The organism is Lactobacillus sp. M44, from assembly GCF_058130005.1.
The window spans coordinates 803,375-821,196 of record NZ_CM176707.1 but is presented as its reverse complement, the minus strand read 5'-3'; the positions used below and the strand labels follow the sequence as shown (position 1 = coordinate 821,196).

17 protein-coding genes are annotated in these 17,822 nt (G+C 32.2%); 3 read left to right on the top strand and 14 right to left on the bottom strand.

Features of this window, described 5'->3' with window-relative positions:
- Positions 1-52: 52 nt before the first annotated feature.
- From AC38BG_RS04040 to AC38BG_RS04005, 8 genes are all read right to left on the bottom strand, one after another.
- The gene (locus AC38BG_RS04040) at positions 53-1,810 is read right to left on the bottom strand and encodes an oligopeptide ABC transporter substrate-binding protein (RefSeq protein WP_489936589.1); all 1,758 of its coding nucleotides are present in this window, start codon (positions 1,808-1,810) and stop codon (positions 53-55) included.
- A 119-nt stretch (positions 1,811-1,929) separates the two neighbouring features.
- Complete coding sequence (locus AC38BG_RS04035) at positions 1,930-2,466, bottom strand: sigma factor (RefSeq protein WP_489936588.1); 537 nt, start codon at positions 2,464-2,466, stop codon at positions 1,930-1,932.
- A 90-nt stretch (positions 2,467-2,556) separates the two neighbouring features.
- A complete protein-coding gene (gene rlmB / locus AC38BG_RS04030; protein WP_489936587.1) occupies positions 2,557-3,330 on the bottom strand; it encodes a 23S rRNA (guanosine(2251)-2'-O)-methyltransferase RlmB in 774 nt (257 codons plus the stop codon).
- Positions 3,317-3,751, bottom strand: a complete 435-nt coding sequence (locus AC38BG_RS04025) for a Mini-ribonuclease 3 (protein WP_489937838.1) — start codon at positions 3,749-3,751, stop codon at positions 3,317-3,319. Before AC38BG_RS04025 ends, rlmB begins: the two co-directional genes overlap by 14 nt.
- The gene (gene cysS, locus AC38BG_RS04020; protein ID WP_489936586.1) at positions 3,747-5,165 is read right to left on the bottom strand and encodes a cysteine--tRNA ligase; all 1,419 of its coding nucleotides are present in this window, start codon (positions 5,163-5,165) and stop codon (positions 3,747-3,749) included. Before cysS ends, AC38BG_RS04025 begins: the two co-directional genes overlap by 5 nt.
- Before the next feature lie 82 nt (positions 5,166-5,247).
- Positions 5,248-6,747 carry a glutamate--tRNA ligase gene (gene gltX / locus AC38BG_RS04015; protein WP_489936585.1) on the bottom strand — a complete coding sequence of 500 codons (1,500 nt, stop codon included), beginning with the start codon at positions 6,745-6,747 and terminating at the stop codon, positions 5,248-5,250.
- A 75-nt stretch (positions 6,748-6,822) separates the two neighbouring features.
- A complete protein-coding gene (gene radA / locus AC38BG_RS04010; protein ID WP_489936584.1) occupies positions 6,823-8,199 on the bottom strand; it encodes a DNA repair protein RadA in 1,377 nt (458 codons plus the stop codon).
- Positions 8,180-8,749, bottom strand: coding sequence for a dCTP deaminase/dUTPase family protein (locus tag AC38BG_RS04005; RefSeq protein ID WP_489936583.1), 570 nt, complete (start codon positions 8,747-8,749; stop codon positions 8,180-8,182). The genes radA and AC38BG_RS04005 overlap by 20 nt, the downstream gene beginning before the upstream one ends.
- A 111-nt stretch (positions 8,750-8,860) precedes the next feature.
- Between AC38BG_RS04005 and AC38BG_RS04000 the strand changes: the two genes are divergently transcribed.
- Positions 8,861-9,151 carry a GNAT family N-acetyltransferase gene (locus AC38BG_RS04000; protein ID WP_489936582.1) on the top strand — a complete coding sequence of 97 codons (291 nt, stop codon included), beginning with the start codon at positions 8,861-8,863 and terminating at the stop codon, positions 9,149-9,151.
- A 58-nt stretch (positions 9,152-9,209) separates the two neighbouring features.
- Positions 9,210-10,556: an aminopeptidase C gene (gene pepC, locus AC38BG_RS03995; protein ID WP_489936581.1), complete on the top strand. Its 1,347-nt coding sequence runs from the start codon at positions 9,210-9,212 to the stop codon at positions 10,554-10,556.
- A gap of 68 nt (positions 10,557-10,624) precedes the next feature.
- Here the strand turns inward: pepC and AC38BG_RS03990 are convergent, their stop codons facing one another.
- Genes AC38BG_RS03990 through rpmG form a run of 5 tightly spaced genes read right to left on the bottom strand, consistent with a single transcriptional unit; the run spans position 10,625 to position 12,726 of the window.
- Complete coding sequence (locus AC38BG_RS03990; protein ID WP_489936580.1) at positions 10,625-11,029, bottom strand: rhodanese-like domain-containing protein; 405 nt, start codon at positions 11,027-11,029, stop codon at positions 10,625-10,627.
- 30 nt (positions 11,030-11,059) lie between these two features.
- Complete coding sequence (locus AC38BG_RS03985) at positions 11,060-11,284, bottom strand: YqgQ family protein (protein WP_489936579.1); 225 nt, start codon at positions 11,282-11,284, stop codon at positions 11,060-11,062.
- Positions 11,284-11,961 (bottom strand): rhomboid family intramembrane serine protease, encoded by a 678-nt coding sequence (locus AC38BG_RS03980; protein WP_489936578.1) that lies wholly within the window; start codon positions 11,959-11,961, stop codon positions 11,284-11,286. Before AC38BG_RS03980 ends, AC38BG_RS03985 begins: the two co-directional genes overlap by 1 nt.
- Positions 11,962-11,977: 16 nt before the next feature.
- Positions 11,978-12,523, bottom strand: a complete 546-nt coding sequence (locus AC38BG_RS03975) for a 5-formyltetrahydrofolate cyclo-ligase (RefSeq protein WP_489936577.1) — start codon at positions 12,521-12,523, stop codon at positions 11,978-11,980.
- A 53-nt stretch (positions 12,524-12,576) separates the two neighbouring features.
- A complete protein-coding gene (gene rpmG / locus AC38BG_RS03970) occupies positions 12,577-12,726 on the bottom strand; it encodes a 50S ribosomal protein L33 (RefSeq protein WP_489936576.1) in 150 nt (49 codons plus the stop codon).
- 647 nt (positions 12,727-13,373) lie between these two features.
- Between rpmG and add the strand changes: the two genes are divergently transcribed.
- Entirely contained in the window at positions 13,374-14,366 is a 993-nt protein-coding gene (gene add / locus AC38BG_RS03965) for an adenosine deaminase (RefSeq protein ID WP_489936575.1), read from the top strand.
- A 358-nt stretch (positions 14,367-14,724) separates the two neighbouring features.
- Here add and AC38BG_RS03960 read toward each other — a convergent pair whose 3' ends face one another.
- Positions 14,725-17,805, bottom strand: a complete 3,081-nt coding sequence (locus tag AC38BG_RS03960) for a type I restriction endonuclease subunit R (RefSeq protein ID WP_489936574.1) — start codon at positions 17,803-17,805, stop codon at positions 14,725-14,727.
- Positions 17,806-17,822 lie beyond the last annotated feature (17 nt).

The following is a 17,822-nucleotide window of genomic DNA, read 5'->3' as shown; positions in this document are numbered from 1 at the left end:
CACTTATTTTACTACTTATTTTTAATTTTTATAGGTACTAAAAGTAATTTATTTATTTTGCATAACCAACATTGTACCAGTCAGGGAAGCTATTACCATCGCTTTTATCTGGATCAAGTGAATACCCTGTTAGCTTTTTGTTAACAGCCATAATTGCATAATGATTATCTACTGGAACAATGTAAGCTTCTTTGTTCATATAAGTTTGCCATTCATGGAATTTTTGCACACGATATTTGTTGTCAAAAGCTTTCAAAGAATTCATCTGTTCAAGTAATTTATTATTTTCTTTAGTTACAAAACGGCTATAGTTCCAAGGAGCCTTTACTCCATATTCATCATCTGGTGTTGGCTCTGTTGATAATGCCCATCCAGCAAAGTACATATCAATACCTGGATCATCTTTTGCCAACTTATCATAAAATGAGTTAAATTCCATCAAACGTCCTCCAACCAATTTGACATTTAATCCCATTTTCTTCCATTGCTGAATATAATTTCTAATAACTGGATCAGTTGTAGAATCCTTTGATTTAGCAGCTAAGTTAATTACTAACGGCTTACCGTCAGGTAGAGTTCTATATGTTCCCTTCTTTTTAAATCCTGCTTTATCTAAAATTTCGTTACCTTTTTTAATATTAAAATCATATCCTTTATCATTTTTATCAAAGTAACTGCCAAATTGTGCTGGAATCAGTGTTGGAACTCTAAACGTTAATCCAGATGTATAACGTTTATAAACTTGATTTACATTCATTCCATATGCAATTGCTTGTCTTAAAGCACGATTATTCATCTTAGCATTAGGATTCATCACATTTTCGCCTTTTTTGGCATCCCATTTACCCACTTTGAATCCTAAATAGTTATATTCTAATGGAATATGTGCAACAAAGTTAGTATTTTTAGCATTCTTGACATTTTTCCATTGCGAGTTGATAACGTCGGCAACATCAAATTTTTGACTGTTAATTGCTTGAGTCACTGTGTTGGGATTAATAACTGTAATTGTAATTTGATCTAACTTAGGCTTGCCTTTATAGTAATATTCATTTGGCACCCAGGTAATCGATTGACCACGAACCATGTTCTTAACTTTATATGGTCCAAAAAATAGTGGCTGTTTTCTGATTTTATCACTAGCTAATAAATCTTTAAATGGTACATCTTTTAAATAATGATATGGTGCAGCACTTTCCCAAATATAACCATTTCCTGCTTGAAGCATTGCAGGTTTCATTTGAAGATAATGTAAAACTACTTTGCGTCCATTATCACCGTCAGGCATATCAATTCCAGAGATTGTCTTGGCGCTTCCGTCATGGTATTCTTTCATTCCAACTAAAGTTTGCAGACTCCCTGTATAAAGCGTAGTTTTAGAATCTTTATTACCCAGCATTTCATATGCATACTCAATATCTTTTGCAACTAAGGGTTTACCATCTGACCATTTTACTTTTGGATTAATAGTAATTGTTACAGTCTTAGCATTTTTATTTACCTTGATATTTGCAGCACCGCCATCAATATATTTATAATGGTTATCGGTTTTAAATAAAGATTCACAACCAAATTGCATTGCCTGTACATCGGGTTGGCTTTCAACAAACTCTTCACTAAAATATCCCGTAATTGGAGTATCCGATTCTAGAGCTACTGAAACTTTTCCACCTTGCTTTATTGCTTTTTTAGGCACTGTTGTTTTAAAATGCGGTACCTGAGAACTCGACTGATTACTACCACACGCAGCTAGAGTAAGAGCCACACTTGAAACGGCAATCATCGAACAAAATAGTTTTAATTTCTTCATAGCATTTTCACCTCATCAATTTCTTAATTTCTTAGATTATAGTCCAATTAATTATTATAAATCAAGAAATAAATGATATTTTTTTAATTTAATGCTAATCATATTAAAATTACACAGTTTTATTTATAAAAAAGATGCTCCATTAGTTTCTTCTTTGCTCGTTTTTTGGCTGTACTAATAACACTTTTAGTATGGTCTGATAAGCCATTATCAATATCGTTCATATAATATTTAAGTACCTTGGTTTCAAGTTTTGACAAGTTATCTAAATACTCTTCAAAATCTACGTTAGTTATCATATATTCTCCAGTATGTATTGCTTTAATTGTATTTTTGTAATCATCAAATGATACTGAATACAGATTACTAAGTCTCTTATATGCAAAACTTAAACGAAACATTGTTCTAAAGCGATTAATTAAGTTCATTTTATAAAAAGCACCAAAATTATCGGTTCTTTCAAAGTCGAACACCATCACTGTCTGATAACATATTAAAAATGCTTCTTGTAATAAATCTGTTCGCTCTAAAGTTTTACTTATAAATCGCTTGCAAGCAGCATTTACCATTGGTTCATACTTAAAAAATAGTTCACTTAATGCAATTTCATCGCCTGCCTTTATTTTTTGAATTAATTCTTTATCTTTTTTGTCCATTAAAAAACTCCCTTTTAAATCTTTTAACTAAAGACTAAAAGAGAGTTACATATTTTTTTAGCGAACATAAGTTTAAACGAACAAATTAGGCTAGTTTGTATCACTTTTGCGAACAAATGGGTGTCGACTGTTGTACATCTGGTATAACAATACCCCTGTAGCAACTGATGCATTCAATGATTGAACATGACCAATCATAGGAATAGTTAAAGTTTGATCCATTTGTTTTAACAATAGTGGGCTAATTCCACTACCTTCATTACCAATAACTAAAACTGTTTTGCCATTGGCATTCCAAGTCCTATAGTCTTGTCCTGCCATTTGAGTACCAAATAACCAATAACCTTTTTCTTTCAAGATTTTAGCTGTTTGAACTAAGTTATTCACTCTAGCTACGGGAACATGATCAATTGCCCCAGTAGAAGTCTTAGCAACAACAGAAGTCAATCCAGTTGCCCTTCTTTTTGGAATAATAATTGCATCGACACCAGTAGCATCAGCTGTTCGCAAAATCGAGCCTAAGTTATGTGGATCTTCAATTGAATCAAGCATTAACAAAAAAGGCTCTTTATTTTCTTTATCAAATTTCATTAACAATTGATCTAATTCTGCATATTCAAAACTAGCTACTGCTAATACAATCCCTTGGTGGTTTTGGCGATCCACTAGTTGATCTAGCTTATTTTTGGGAGCATTTTGAACAACAATATGCTTTTTTTGAGTCAAAGCATAGATTTGATTTGCAAAACTTTCTTGAACTCCATTTTGCAAAAAAATCTTGTTAATTTTTTGTGCAGGCTGTGTTTTTAAAAAATCTAGGCTAGCATGTCTACCAAACACAAACTCTGAATTATTCGAACTCATATGATTCTAAATCCCCATTTTCTACTGTTTCAATGCACCATTTTACTAACTCTTTTATTCGATCATTTCTATTTGCAAGATCTAAATAACCAAAAACTGCTTCAAAACCTGTGGATAACTTGTACGTTGCAAGCTTAGTATTTTTTGCATGTGTATAACTTTTAGCGTTACGTCCGCGTTTAAAAATAACTAATTCATCTGACATAAGCATTTCCAGCTCTTGCATTCGAGTAATTAATCCAGCTTGAGCTTTAGCTGATACATAGTGTGTTGCAATTTTTTGTAGAGAATTAGGCCGTACAATTCCACTTTTAATTAAATGTCTGCGGATATATACTTCATACACTGCATCCCCTAAATATGCCAAAGTCTGACCACTTAAAGTATTTGGATCAAAATCAGTTTCAGTTAATTTTTTAATCACGTAGCCACCTCGTTCCATGTGCTGTATCTTCAATTGTAATCCCCATCTTTTTTAATTGATCACGAATTTGATCACTTGCTGCCCAATCTTTATTTTTTCGAGCTTGATCACGTTTTTTAATTAAGTCTAGGATTATTTGTTCATCATCACTATCTTTTATGAAATCACTTGTATTAATTCCAAAAATTGTTAACCATTGGTCAAATAATGTCATAAATTCATGCAATGCAGTCTTATCAGCATTATTTTGGCCAGCGTTAGTATTAACTATTGGCAATAATTTATAAATAGCACTCAGTGCATTTTGAACATTAAAGTCATCATCCATTGCTAGTTCAAATTGCTTTTTAGTTTCAGTAATTTGAGCTTGTAAATTATTGTCAGCTTGTGATTTACTATCATCATTTATTCGCTCATTAGTAAGACGCCAAGTTGTCTTGAATCGATCCAAAATAACCTTAGTTTGAGCTAGGTTTTCTTCAGAATAATTAATTGGATTGCGATATTGTACACTTGCCATGAATAAGCGCAAGACTTGGGGATCAACTGTCTTTAATAATTCATGTACTGTTACAAAATTGTGCAATGATTTAGACATTTTGGTTTCTTTTTGCCCAACAGTCACAAAACCATTATGCATCCAATAATTAACAAATTTTTTGCCAGTTTTCGGTTCACTTTGGGCAATTTCATTTTCATGATGAGGGAAAATTAAATCTTGGCCACCACCATGAATATCAAAAGTATCCCCTAAATATCTGGTACTCATTTCAGAACACTCAATATGCCAACCAGGTCTACCTTTGCCCCAAGGAGAATCCCAAGCAATTTCATCAGGTTCTTTTTGCCCTTTCCATAAAGCAAAATCTATCGGATCTTCTTTTTGCTCTTGTTGTTCTTCATTAACATGCTCAGAAGCCCCTTCTTCTAGTTCAGCAATATTTTGATGGCTTAATTCCCCATATTTTTTAAATTTTTTAGTGTGATAATACACATCATGATCTACCACATATGCATAACCTTTATCAATTAAATCTTGTACAAAAGCAATAATTTCTTTAATTTCATGGGTTGCTCTTGGATGCAGCGTTGCAGGTTCAATATTTAATGCATTAGTATCTTCTAAAAATGCAGCAATATATTTTTCAGCTAATGCAGGAACACTAGTATGTTCTTGTCGTGCTTCATTTATCATTTTGTCATCAACATCAGTGAAATTTGAGACATATTTTACATCATAGCCCTTATATTCAAAATAACGTCTAATTGTATCAAATGCGACACTGCTACGTGCATTTCCAATATGAATATAGTTATAAACAGTAGGTCCACAGACATACATTCCAATATGTCCTGGATTTATTGGCTTAAATTCTTCTTTTGTTCTAGTTAAGGTATTATAAATTTTCACAATTAATGCCCCCTTGTAATATATATTTTAGCAAAAAAATAAGAACCTACAGACACTAGGTTCTTTATTTTAAAACAAAACTTTAAAGTCCATTTTCAGCCATTTGTTTTAGAGTTAATGCAAGGTGTTTTTGAACACGCTCACTGCCCATTAATTCAATCGCTTCACCAATTCCAGGGCCTACCATTGAACGAGTTGTTGCAATTCTAATTGGCATAAATAACTTACGTCCTTTTACACCAGTTTCACGACGAGTTACCATAATAGCATTCATGATTTGAACTGCAGTAAAGCGAGGTATCTTTTCTAGTTGCTTACTAAACTCTTCAACAACTTTACGAGCATCATCATTTCTTAACTCTTCAAATTCAGTATCACTTAAGTTTTCAGCTTCTTTGAAAAAGATCTTAGAAAATTCAACAATTTGTTGAGTATAAGACATTTGAACTGAATAAATATTAACTAATTGACGGACCCATTCCATCTTTTCAGGTGTTGGATCTTTTTCAACCACTCCAGCTTCTTGTAAGTTGTTTAATGCAAGGTCAAGTAAGGTGTCACGATTAGCAGTTTTTACGTATTGGTTATTTACCCATTCAAGTTTTTTCTCATCAAATGCAGCAGGTGATTTTGATAATCTATTAGGATCAAATTCTTTAATCAATTCACGCTTTGAAAAGATTTCATTTTCACCTACTGGTGACCAACCAAGCAATGCAATGAAGTTGAACATTGCATCAGGTAAGTAACCTAAATCACGGTATTGTTCAATAAATTGCAATACTGATTCATCACGCTTGGATAATTTTTTACCAGTAGCTGAGTTAATAATTAAAGTCATATGACCAAATTGTGGTGGTTGCCAGCCAAATGCTTCATAAACTACTAATTGCTTAGGAGTATTAGCTATATGGTCATCGCCTCGTAAAACATGAGTAATCTCCATCAAATGATCATCAATTACAACAGCGAAGTTATATGTAGGCATTCCATCTCGTTTTTGAATAACGAAATCGCCACCAATTGTATCACTGTCAAAACTAATATCACCTTTAACAATATCTTTCCAAGCTAAAGTCTCACCTTTAGGAATTCGAATTCTAACAACAGGTTTTAACCCTTGTGCTTCATATTCAGCTTGTTTTTGCTTAATTTCATCTGGAGTCATATCAGCATATTCATATACATAATGTGGTGCAACGCCCATAGCACGTTGTTCTTCACGTTCTGCTTCAAGTTGCTCTTCAGTTTTGTATGAATAATATGCTTTATTTTCATCAAGTAATTGTTTGATGTATTTGTTGTAGATATCTTTACGCTCTGATTGTTTGTATGGGCCATATTTACCGCCAACATCAGGACCTTCATCCCAGTCGATGCCAAGCCAGTGTAAGTTATCCATTTGAGAACGAGCTCCACCTTCAACATTGCGTGCAGTATCAGTATCTTCAATTCTTAAAACTAAAGTACCCTTATTGTGTCTTGCAAATAAGTAGTTAAATAAAGCAGTTCTTGCATTTCCGATATGTAAGTGTCCTGTTGGACTTGGTGCGTAACGTACCCTAATTTTTTGTTTAGCCATTTAATTTATGCTTCTTTCAATGTATTTATTAACGAATCTAGTTTACCCGTAATATAGGAAAAGTTCAATTAATTATTAGTTAAAAACCAATTTTAATAACTGCGGTACACTAGCAACTGGAATAACTTCAATATCTAAATCCTTATATTTTGCTTGCATATTATGTCGAGGAATAAAAATTCTCTTAAAACCAATCTGTTGAGCTTCATTAATTCTGGCTTCTATCTTGTTCACCCTGCGAACTTCCCCTGTTAAGCCGACTTCTCCTACAAAACAATCTGTTGGAGCAATTTCTTTATTTTTATAACTTGATGCAACTGCTGCAATTATTGCTAAGTCGATTGCTGGTTCATTTAATTTAATCCCACCAGTTGCTTTCAAAAATGCATCTTGATTTTGCAACATCAAGTTGCCCCGCTTTTCTAATACTGCAAGCAATAAAGCCACTTTATTATAATCAATTCCAGAAGTAGTTCTTTTTGCATAGCCAAATGCTGTTGGTGTCACTAAAGCTTGGACTTCATTTAATATTGGCCTAGTTCCTTCTAGTGAAACTACAACCGCAGATCCTGTTGACTGGGGCAATCTTTCATCTAAAAAAATCGCTGATGGATTAGTTACTTCTTGCAATCCACTTGTCTGCATTTCAAACATACCAATTTCATTAGCTGCACCAAAGCGGTTTTTAACAGCGTGCATAATGCGATATGAATGATGTTCATCACCTTCAAAATACAAAACAGTATCCACCATATGTTCCATAATTTTTGGTCCTGCAATTGAGCCTTCTTTAGTTACATGACCAATTACGAAAATAGTTATCTGTTCATTTTTGGCAATTTTCATTAATTCATTTGTTACTTCTCGCACTTGAGATGCACTGCCAACTACTGAATCAACTGTTGGTTCATTCATTGTCTGAATTGAATCAATTACAACAAATTCTGGCTTCACTTCATCTATTTGATCGCGAATGTCTTGCATATTTGTTTCTGGATACAAAAGCATAGGGGAGTTACCTATATGTAATCTTTCAGCGCGAATTTTAATTTGGGATGCAGATTCTTCTCCAGATACATATAAAACTTTGTGATCATTAGCTAAGTCACTCATAATTTGCAGCATTAATGTGGATTTTCCAATTCCTGGATCACCACCAATTAAAACTAATGATCCTGGAACAATCCCTCCACCTAAAACTCTGTTTAGCTCATTAAATTTAGTTACAACTCTATCTTCTTTTTTGGCTTCAACTTCATCTAGTTTAACTGGCTCATTAGCACCTTTTTTTTGAATTAATCTACTTGCAGTAGCCTTAGTTGAAGTTTTTTGAACTTGCTGAGTTTCTTTTTCAAATTGATTCCAAGCCCCACAATTAGGACATCTTCCCAGATAACTTGCAGAAATATATCCACAATTTTTACACTTATATCTAGTCTGTATTCTCGCCATCCACATCACCTTTCATTTTAGTTGAACCAAATCCTGATTTACGAACTCGATTAATTGGTTCATCATCATCTGTTTTATAATATTTCATAAATATTGCTTGTCCAATACGATCACCTTTATGAATATGAATTGAACGAACACCATAATTGACAATTTGCATCATCAATTCACCTTCATTTTCAGGATTGTTGTAATAATCTGCATCAATTACCCCTACCCCATTTGGCAAACTTAAATTTCTCAAAAAAGTATTTGATGATCTATTAGCTAAAATCACCACTTCATCTTCTGGCATATATACTTTTATTCCAGTATGGACTAAGATTGGTTTTAAAATTTGCTCAGCTAATTCTAAATCACGTTCATTTAATTGATGACCATTTCTAATTAAACGAAAAATTCTCACAAAATTAAGTCGCCAAATACTAGGAATCACAGTATCTTCAGCAGCTTCTAGATCATAACCTGCACTTGTTATAGTTTGTCTTTTAGGTAAATTAATTCCAGCTCTTTGATACTTACTACAAACTTCAAATCCTCTTGTCCTCATCTTCAACTTCTCCTTTGGCAACTTATTTATTTTACACTTTTTCTTATTACAAAAATATCAATACGTTTGTATAATTAATACAGAAATCCATTTAATAGAAAGGTCATTAACATGTTTATTTGGTCAAAAGAAAACCAAAGTTTTGAAAAAAATATCAATAACCAACTTGCTTATCGTTTGCACTATAACATAATTAATAAAAATAATCAGAGAGTAATGGTTTTAGATCATATCTTTATTAATCCAAAAGTAAAAACTGATTTAACAAATGACTTGTTTAATCAAGTAATTGACTTTGCCAAACATCACCAACTAAAAATTTGGCCACTAGGTCCTACCTCACTGCAATATTTTAAAAATAATCCTGAGTTAGTAAAAAGTGTCTGGTATTCAAATACATAGACTCAAAAATTAATTTAAGTTACTATATATGTAACCGTTTAAGGAGGATTAAAAAAATATGACAAAAGAAATTACAACTAGCGAAATCGCAAAGTTCACTAAAGCATTATCTGCTGATAAATCAGCTCAAATTGCCGCAAATGCTACCCAAACCAATGGGATTTTTAAAGCAAGTGAAAACAGAGAAACTAAAATTGATCTAGATCCTGTCTTTTCAATTGAAATTGATACTGGTAAAGTTTCTAACCAAAAACAATCTGGTCGTTGCTGGATGTTTTCTGCTTTAAACACTATGCGCCATGATTTACAAAAGAACTTCAAGATCAAGGGATTTGAATTATCTCAAAACTACACCAACTTTTGGGACAAATTTGAAAAGTCTAACTGGTTCTTTGAAAATGTAATCGAAACTGCCAACCAAGAGCTAGGTGATCGTAAAGTTGCATTTTTGTTTGCAACTCCTCAACAAGATGGTGGTCAATGGGACATGTTATGTGGTTTAATTGAAAAATATGGGATTGTTCCAAAATATGTTTATCCAGAAACTGCTAGCTCACAAAATTCAAGTCAATTAAATGATACTTTGAATACTTTGCTTAGAAAAGATGGACTAGAACTACGTAAATTAGTTCAAGATGGTAAATCTGCACAAGATATTCAAGAACGCAAAAATAAGATGTTAGAAGATGTATACCGCATTCTAGCAATTTCATTAGGTGTACCACCTACTAAATTTGACTTTGAATACCGCGATGATGACAAAGTATATCACCGTGATGCAGATATTACTCCACAAGAATTTTTCAAAAAATATGTCGGCTGGAATTTATCTGATATGATCTCAACAATTAATGCACCAACTGCAGACAAGCCATATCACAAAGTATTTTCTGTTGAATACCTAGGTAATGTTGTTAATGGTCGTCAAGTGCGTCACTTAAACTTGCCAATTGATGAAATGAAAGAAATGATCATTAAGCAACTATCAGCTGGTGAAGTTGTTTGGTTTGGTTCTAATGTTGTTAAGGATTCAGAAAGACAAGCTGGATTATTAGATACTAAGTTGTACCAACGCAGCCAATTATTTGATGTAGACTTTTCAATGACTAAAGCCCAAAAACTTGATTCAGGTGAAAGCATGATGGATCACGCAATGGTTATTACTGGAGTTGATTTAGTTGAAGGAAAACCAACTAGATGGAAGATCGAAAATTCATGGGGTGATAAGCCTGGATTTAAAGGATACTTTGTGATGAGTGATGATTGGTTCAATGACTTTGTATATCAAGCTGTCATTAACAAAAAATTCTTTAGTAATGATTTGAAAAAGGCATTTGATGAAGGCACTAAAAATCCTATTGAATTATTGCCATGGGATCCAATGGGCGCTTTGGCTAAGTTTTAATTAAATAGCTAACAAAAAAGATTAATGTATCAACGTGTAAAAACGAAGATCATTAATCTTTTTTTATTTTAGTATTTGGATACCTTAGTGCGCCCATCCCATTTTTCAAAGCCATCTGTTAGCCAAAATACTTTAGGATAATCATGCTTTTTCAACACTTTTACTGCACGCAAGGTAATTGCTTTAGAATCAGAATAAATATACACAGGTAAATCTGGACGAATTTCACTGTATTGGTATTTAAACATAGTTGATGGGATGTTTCTTGCACCATCAATGTGCTTTTTCTTAAATTCTGCACTTTCTCTAACATCAATAATTTGAGCTTTACGCATCCCTGCTTTAAATTGCTCATTCGTCAAGTTTCCGCCGTAGCGTTTTTCTTGAATTTTGTTCCAAGCCCAGTTGACCACAAAGCCTAGTAAGATTACCAATAATACTATATCAATAATGTAAATGATTTGGTTAACCACAAACAACAACTCCTTAATTTATTTAGCTCTTTAATGATAACGCTTTTCTGAATTTTTTTCATTTGCAACTTCAATTTCATGTTCATGTCGCAATATCAACTTAGCAGTCATATATTCTTTATGAGTCAAAACTCCAGCATGATTCAAATTATCTAATTCCAACGCCATGAGTTCAATATCCCATTTTCTTTTGCCAACATAAACAAAAATATTAAACCTTTTTAAAAGCTGCTCTACATCATATAAATTTTTCATCAGTTAGTTATCACCATACCTGTCCTCATCGTCCATAATGTATAAATAACTAGTATAACTAATGCGGCAATTCGCCACATAGTATTATAATTTCTTAATTTATTTGAGCCAATTATTACAGTTAATAAATATCCTGCAATTAGCCCCCCTAAGTGGCCTAAAATATCAATGCTTGGCATAAATATATCTAGGGCTAAGTTAATAAATGCCAGTGCAAATGCTTGCCTTGATAAAAATGAAATTGCTGGATAATTTCTGTTAGCTAATCCTATCGCAATCATCGCACCAAACAGTCCAAATAAAGCAGTTGACGCACCTGCACTTAAATTATTGTCATTGCCTAAAGCAAAACTTAATAAGTTACCACCAATTCCTGATAATAAATAAATTATCAAAAATCTAAAATGCCCGATTAATGGTTCAATATATTGCCCCATATATAAGACCATAACTGCATTTGAAGCAATATGCATAATCCCAATATGCAAAAATTGTGCCGTAAATAACCTCCACCATTGACCTTGAGCAACAGCTAGATTATTCATAGCTCCCATTTTGAGCAAAGTTGCAGTATTTTCAGATCCACCATTCAGAGTTTCAAAAATGAATACCACAAATAATACAACTAATATGAGCATCGTCATATAAGATTGACGATAATTAAATCTCGATTGCATAATTTATATCCTTTATTTAATTTGCAAAAATTATTTGGTCTATTGGAACATCTGTTGACTCTATTGACCAAATAGGATCCTTATATTTCATTGCCGTGTTTGCTAAAGTCACTGTTTTTAGATCATATTTTGCTAAAAATCTATCATAATAACCACCACCAAAGCCAACTCGTTGATGTCCACTTTCACTAAATGCAACCCCTGGAACAATAACTAAATCCAAATTATTCTCAAGATTAGTTGGATTAACTATTTCCATTACACCAAATTTAGATAGTTTTAATTCAGTATCTTTATTATATTCATAAAAGTTCATTGATCTATCTGGATTAGTTTTAGGTAGATAAGTTTTTTTACCCATTTTTTGTAACATAATAATGAGCCTACTAGTATCTACTTCATATGGCATTGAAATGGTAATACCAACTTTTTTGATATTGGATAAATCAACTTGCTTAAAAAAATGCTTAGTTAGCTGCGTATCTTCTAATTTTTTAGTATCAGTTTGACCAAAGGCTTTAATTCTAGCAATTTGCTTTTTTCGAAATTCTTTTTTATCCATAGCTTTTTGGCTTTATATATGAAAAAACAACAGGTAAAACCTGTTGTCTTTAATTACTTAGTTTCACGGTGAAGTGTCACGTGTCTTTCACGTGGGCAATATTTCTTCAAAGTTAAACGTTCTGGATGCTTGCGCTTATTCTTCTTAGTTAAATAATCTCTGTCACCACATTCGGTACAAGCAAGAATTATATTTTCAGCCATTATATGTTACACCACCTATATTTTTGATATCAATACTTGATAATCATATCATTTTTTGAATTACTTTACCAGAAATTTGTTAATTGAATAACGCTTTTTAGCTGTTCGCTTTTTACACATTAATTTTACTGGTATACTTATTAAGTCTGGCCTTTATGATCCTCCCCTGAAAGGAGGTGAAGGTTATGTTCAAGGAAATCCTTGAAACGGTGGTCGCTCCACTTATAGTGGGAATATTTGATTACTTGCTGAATAATCACTACCATCGTTAAAATTATGGTTAGATTCAGCACTCACGCTTGAACTATACTAAGTGAAAAAATAAAGCTACATCTCAGCACAGATGTAGCTTTTTGAGTTTATGTTCTCATAACGGAAATCCTTGATTCGTTACAAACAATATTGTATCACACTTAATCAGTATTGTGAAAAGACAAATATGTATGCGTAATAAATGTACTATCACAAATAAAATAGAAGAAATATTATGGTAAAACATCTAGTAGTTTATAACACAAATAAATCTCAATTAGCTATCTAATTATATTAATACACACATTAAATCTTTTCGAGCTTTTTTATTAACCATACTTTTGTTTTTGGTGGTAAAATACTTTCAATTTAATTTTATTTTTTGAAAGGACACCATGAAACATTATATCGACCTCCATTTACACCTCGACGGCTCAGTTCCAGTAAATACTGTACAAAAATTACTGAAAGAACATAATTTAACTTACACTGACACACAGCTTACTCAAGAATTATTTGTGGATAAAAGTTGTGCCAGTTTAGATCAGTTTTTAACCAAATTTGCTTTACCAAATAAATTAATGCAAACAAAACACGATATTAAAACGATTGTCTATGATTTATTAGTAGAGTTAAAACAACAAGGTTTAGTTTATGCAGAAATTAGATTCGCTCCGCAAATTCACACTGAAACTCTAATTCAAAAACAAGTCATCGAAGCAGCAATCTCTGGATTAAATGACTTTCTAGCTGATCAAAGTGCAAAAAAAGATGATACTCCAGATCTTCATGCAGGTTTAATACTATGTTTAATGCGCTATGCCAATAATCAAAAAGAAAACATGGAAACAGTTGAATTGGCTGGGCAGTTTTTGAACCATGGTGTAGTTGGAATCGACTTAGCAGGACCTGAAGGTATTATTCCAAATATTAAATACAAAAAGTTCTTTGATCGCGCTCAAGAACTAAATATTCCCTACACTATCCATGCAGGAGAAGCTGCAGGATCTGCTTCAATTCGTCAAGCTCTAGCTATGGGAACAAAAAGAATTGGCCATGGAATTAGATGTGTTGAAGATCCTGAATTAGAACAAGAAATAATCGATCGCAATATTACACTTGAATGTTGTGCAAGTTCTAATTTAGATACTAAGGCTTTTAATAAAATTAATTCGTACCCTATTAAAGATTTGCTTAATATGGGGATGAAAGTGACGCTCAATTCAGATGATATGACCGTGTCTAATACTAGCTTGCCTAAAGAATATAAGTTGTTAGAAAATGCTATTAACTTGACATCTGACGAAGAAAAAACGCTATATCTTAATTCAGTTAATGCCGCATTTGCTAGTCAAGCGGAAAAGGATCGATTGAAAAGTTTGATATAAAAAAGTATCCTTTTATATTAATCGATTAATTACCATAATCTTTTTATTAAGTATCGTAATTACATTATACTAATATGTAGTTTCGAGGTAGTAATACGTTACATTTAAAAGGTAAATCAAATTTTTTTAAAAAAAGCAAAAATGCCATGAACATGATTGACCAACTTTTCAATGAGAATAAAGAGTTAATGAAGCGACTAAAGAACGAATGATCTACTTAACTCAACCAGAAATAGTTGCTATAAATCAATTTGTAATCAATAAAGCTAATCAGAACTACCAAGGAATTCAATGCTTTATTTTCAGTTTCAATTTTATGGTTTGCTACGATAATGTGCTCCTAATTAAGCTTGTTTAATCAATTATATTTTTTCTTAATTTTTGCTATCCACTTAGAAAGAACTTCCCCAAGCTTCATATTATATTCCAATATGCCATATTCATTTTTCTTGGTTGCTTTTTCATAAGAAGCAGTTTCAAGTATTTGACCTTTTAAGGGTATATTTTCATCTGAAACAGAATATTCTGCAATTGATTCAGCTACAGTATCTTTATCGAATCCCCAAGTTTTCGAAAAAACATCTATATCCTTTTGGCGCAGCTCATTCTTCCAAGCGTCAAAGGCTTCATCAAACTGAATATCTGAGCTAATTTTACCTGGTATCAGTTCTTCTTCAACAAATCTTTTAATTAAATTTGCTGTACGTGCTTCTCCCATACTATTTAACTCTTGAATTTGTTCATAAATAATACGCAAAGTTTCTGGATCTACAGTTTGATTATCTCCAGTATTATCCACCTTTTTGTCAATTAGATTTAAAATATGTTGCGCATCAATAATTTGTGTGTCTTGAAGTTTTGTCTTTCCTTGTAAAACATGAATCGTTGGATCTGATTTTGATAAATTATCATTATCACCTAAATTCTTATATGCACCTTGATATTTCATCCATTCATGTTCTGAAATACCAAAAGTTTTAACATCCCATTTAAAACAATAATATTGAAAAACTCTGTTCAATTGACCTGCAGCATTCAGATAAGCATTTATAAAAACTTTCTTTTTATCTTCATCATCTTTTAGCTGTATCCATTCAGTAGGATCTTTTAACGTTGATCTTAACTTTATAACTTTTTGAGCAAATTTACTTACTGCAACATCATAATCATCAACTATAACACGATTAGAATTTCCACCACTACCATATAATTTTAGTGCTTCAATAACTTCTTGTTTAGTTATTTCAGGATACTGGAAGTTTATAATAGAGCCAAATTCTTTACTCTCTCCTAAAATACGATTAGTTCTAGAATAGGCTTGAATTAATCCTTGAAGTTCTAAATTACGGTCAACATATAATGTGTTTAACCGTTTAGAGTCATATCCCGTCAATAATTGATCAGCCACAATTACCAAATCAATATTCTTTAGGTTTCGACCACTGCCGCCTTTTTTAGTTCTTTCAATTAGATCTTCAAAATACGCATCTGCGCCATTAGTTTTATCATTAACTGTAAATTCAATTCCAGTAAATTTTGCATAATCTCGAAACATCATTTCTTTAATATCATTTGAAACAGTATTTTCAGGATCATTTTCATTACCAAAACTGAAAGTCATGGCAACATTTAAAGACTGACCTCTTTTAGCTAATTGTTTTTGAATTTCTTTGTAATAGTCAATTACTCTGTCTTTATATGCTACTGTCAAAATAGCATTAAATTGTCTTTTTTGTGATTGATCTTCCCAATTTTCTAAGATTTCTGTTACAGTTCTAGGAATATGTGTTGCATCTTGATATGTTAATAAATCATCTTTTTTAGCTTTTTCTTCAACTTCAAGATCAGACAACTGTTGAATTGAACGTTGCTGGATACGAGTTGATTTTTTACCAAATTCTTTTTGAATCAGTTGATCTTTTAAATCATCATAACTTTTGAATTCGCCCGTATTGATGTAATCAACATTGAATCCTAAAACATTTCCATCTCTAATTGCTTCATCAATAGTATATCTATGAAGTTCAGGTCCAAATAATTTTTCAGTAGTGTTAATTAGTTCACTTTTATTGCCTTGTTTATGGATCATGCCTTTAACTTTATTTTCTTCAAATAAAGGAGTCCCAGTGAAGCCATAAAACAGACCATTCTTATGAAAGTATTTCTTAATTAAGCCCATCATCTGACCCATAGTTGTTCTTTGAGCTTCATCAATAATAAAGACTATTTTTTTATCCGCAAGATCATAATTTTTATTAGCTTCAAGGTCTTTTACTAAATTTGCTAATTTAAAAGTTGTTGTTATTACAATGCTATTTATTTTAGATTCCAGCTTTTTTCTTAATTGATAAGTTGAAGCAGTACTATCAACATCAACAGATTCATATGCTGAATATGCTTTAAAGCTTTTGGCAGTATTAGCATCTAATTCTTTGCGATCAACCATGAAAACAACTTTATTAAATGATTTTAATCGTGTTGATAAAAATAATGCTGTTTTAAAACTAGTAATTGTTTTACCAGATCCTGTTGTATGCCAAATAAAGCCACCATGTGGGATGTGACTTTTGGTGTCTTCTCCCATTGCAGCTGCTTCAATTGCTTGCAATGCATGAACTTGATATGGTCGCATTAACATATGGCGTCGATCTTCTTCATCTTTAGCTTCATCAATTACTAGGTAGTCACCTACCATTTGATGTGCCATTGGGATCTTCAAAAATTGCTTAATAATCTGATGCCATTCATTAATAACATTGTTTTTAGAATCTGCCCAATGAAAAACAAAACTTGGATTAAAATCGGCTTCTGATTTGGGAGTTGCAAAATAACGAGTTTCAATTTCAGAGTTAATTACCATCATTTGCGAAAAAGCCATAAAGTTATTTTGATATTCGCCATCACGATAATAACGTTTGAATTGTCCAAATGCTTCATCTATACTTTTATCAGTTCTTTTCTGTTCAATATTAATTAATGGAAGTCCATTGATTAATAAAACAATATCAAAACGATTATGCTCAGTTTGTACTTCACGGGCAATTTGATAGCTTGAATCTCCGCCTGATACTTCAGCTTTTTTAAAAATAGTCAGAGTAATTTGCTTTTTTGTTACATTTGGATTGTCATCACGAAAAATTCCATCAATTTTACCAGTACTATTTTCCATAGACAATAGTTTAGCTGCTTCATAGCTATTAGAGATATTCTTAACTTTTGTCATCACTTGATTGAACTCATTATCAGTAAGCTCAACTTGCTCTAATTCTTCTGCATTAATCCTATTTAACTGCTGGCGCCAATTATTAATTAAATCTTGAACAGTTACTTTATGAGTATTTCCATTTAATTCCTCTGGTGCAACCCATTTATATTTTGTTAGTTCATTGACGAAGTTTTGTTGGTATTGCTTTTCACTTGCGTTTTTAGGAGTATTCATATAGATTTTTTCTCCTT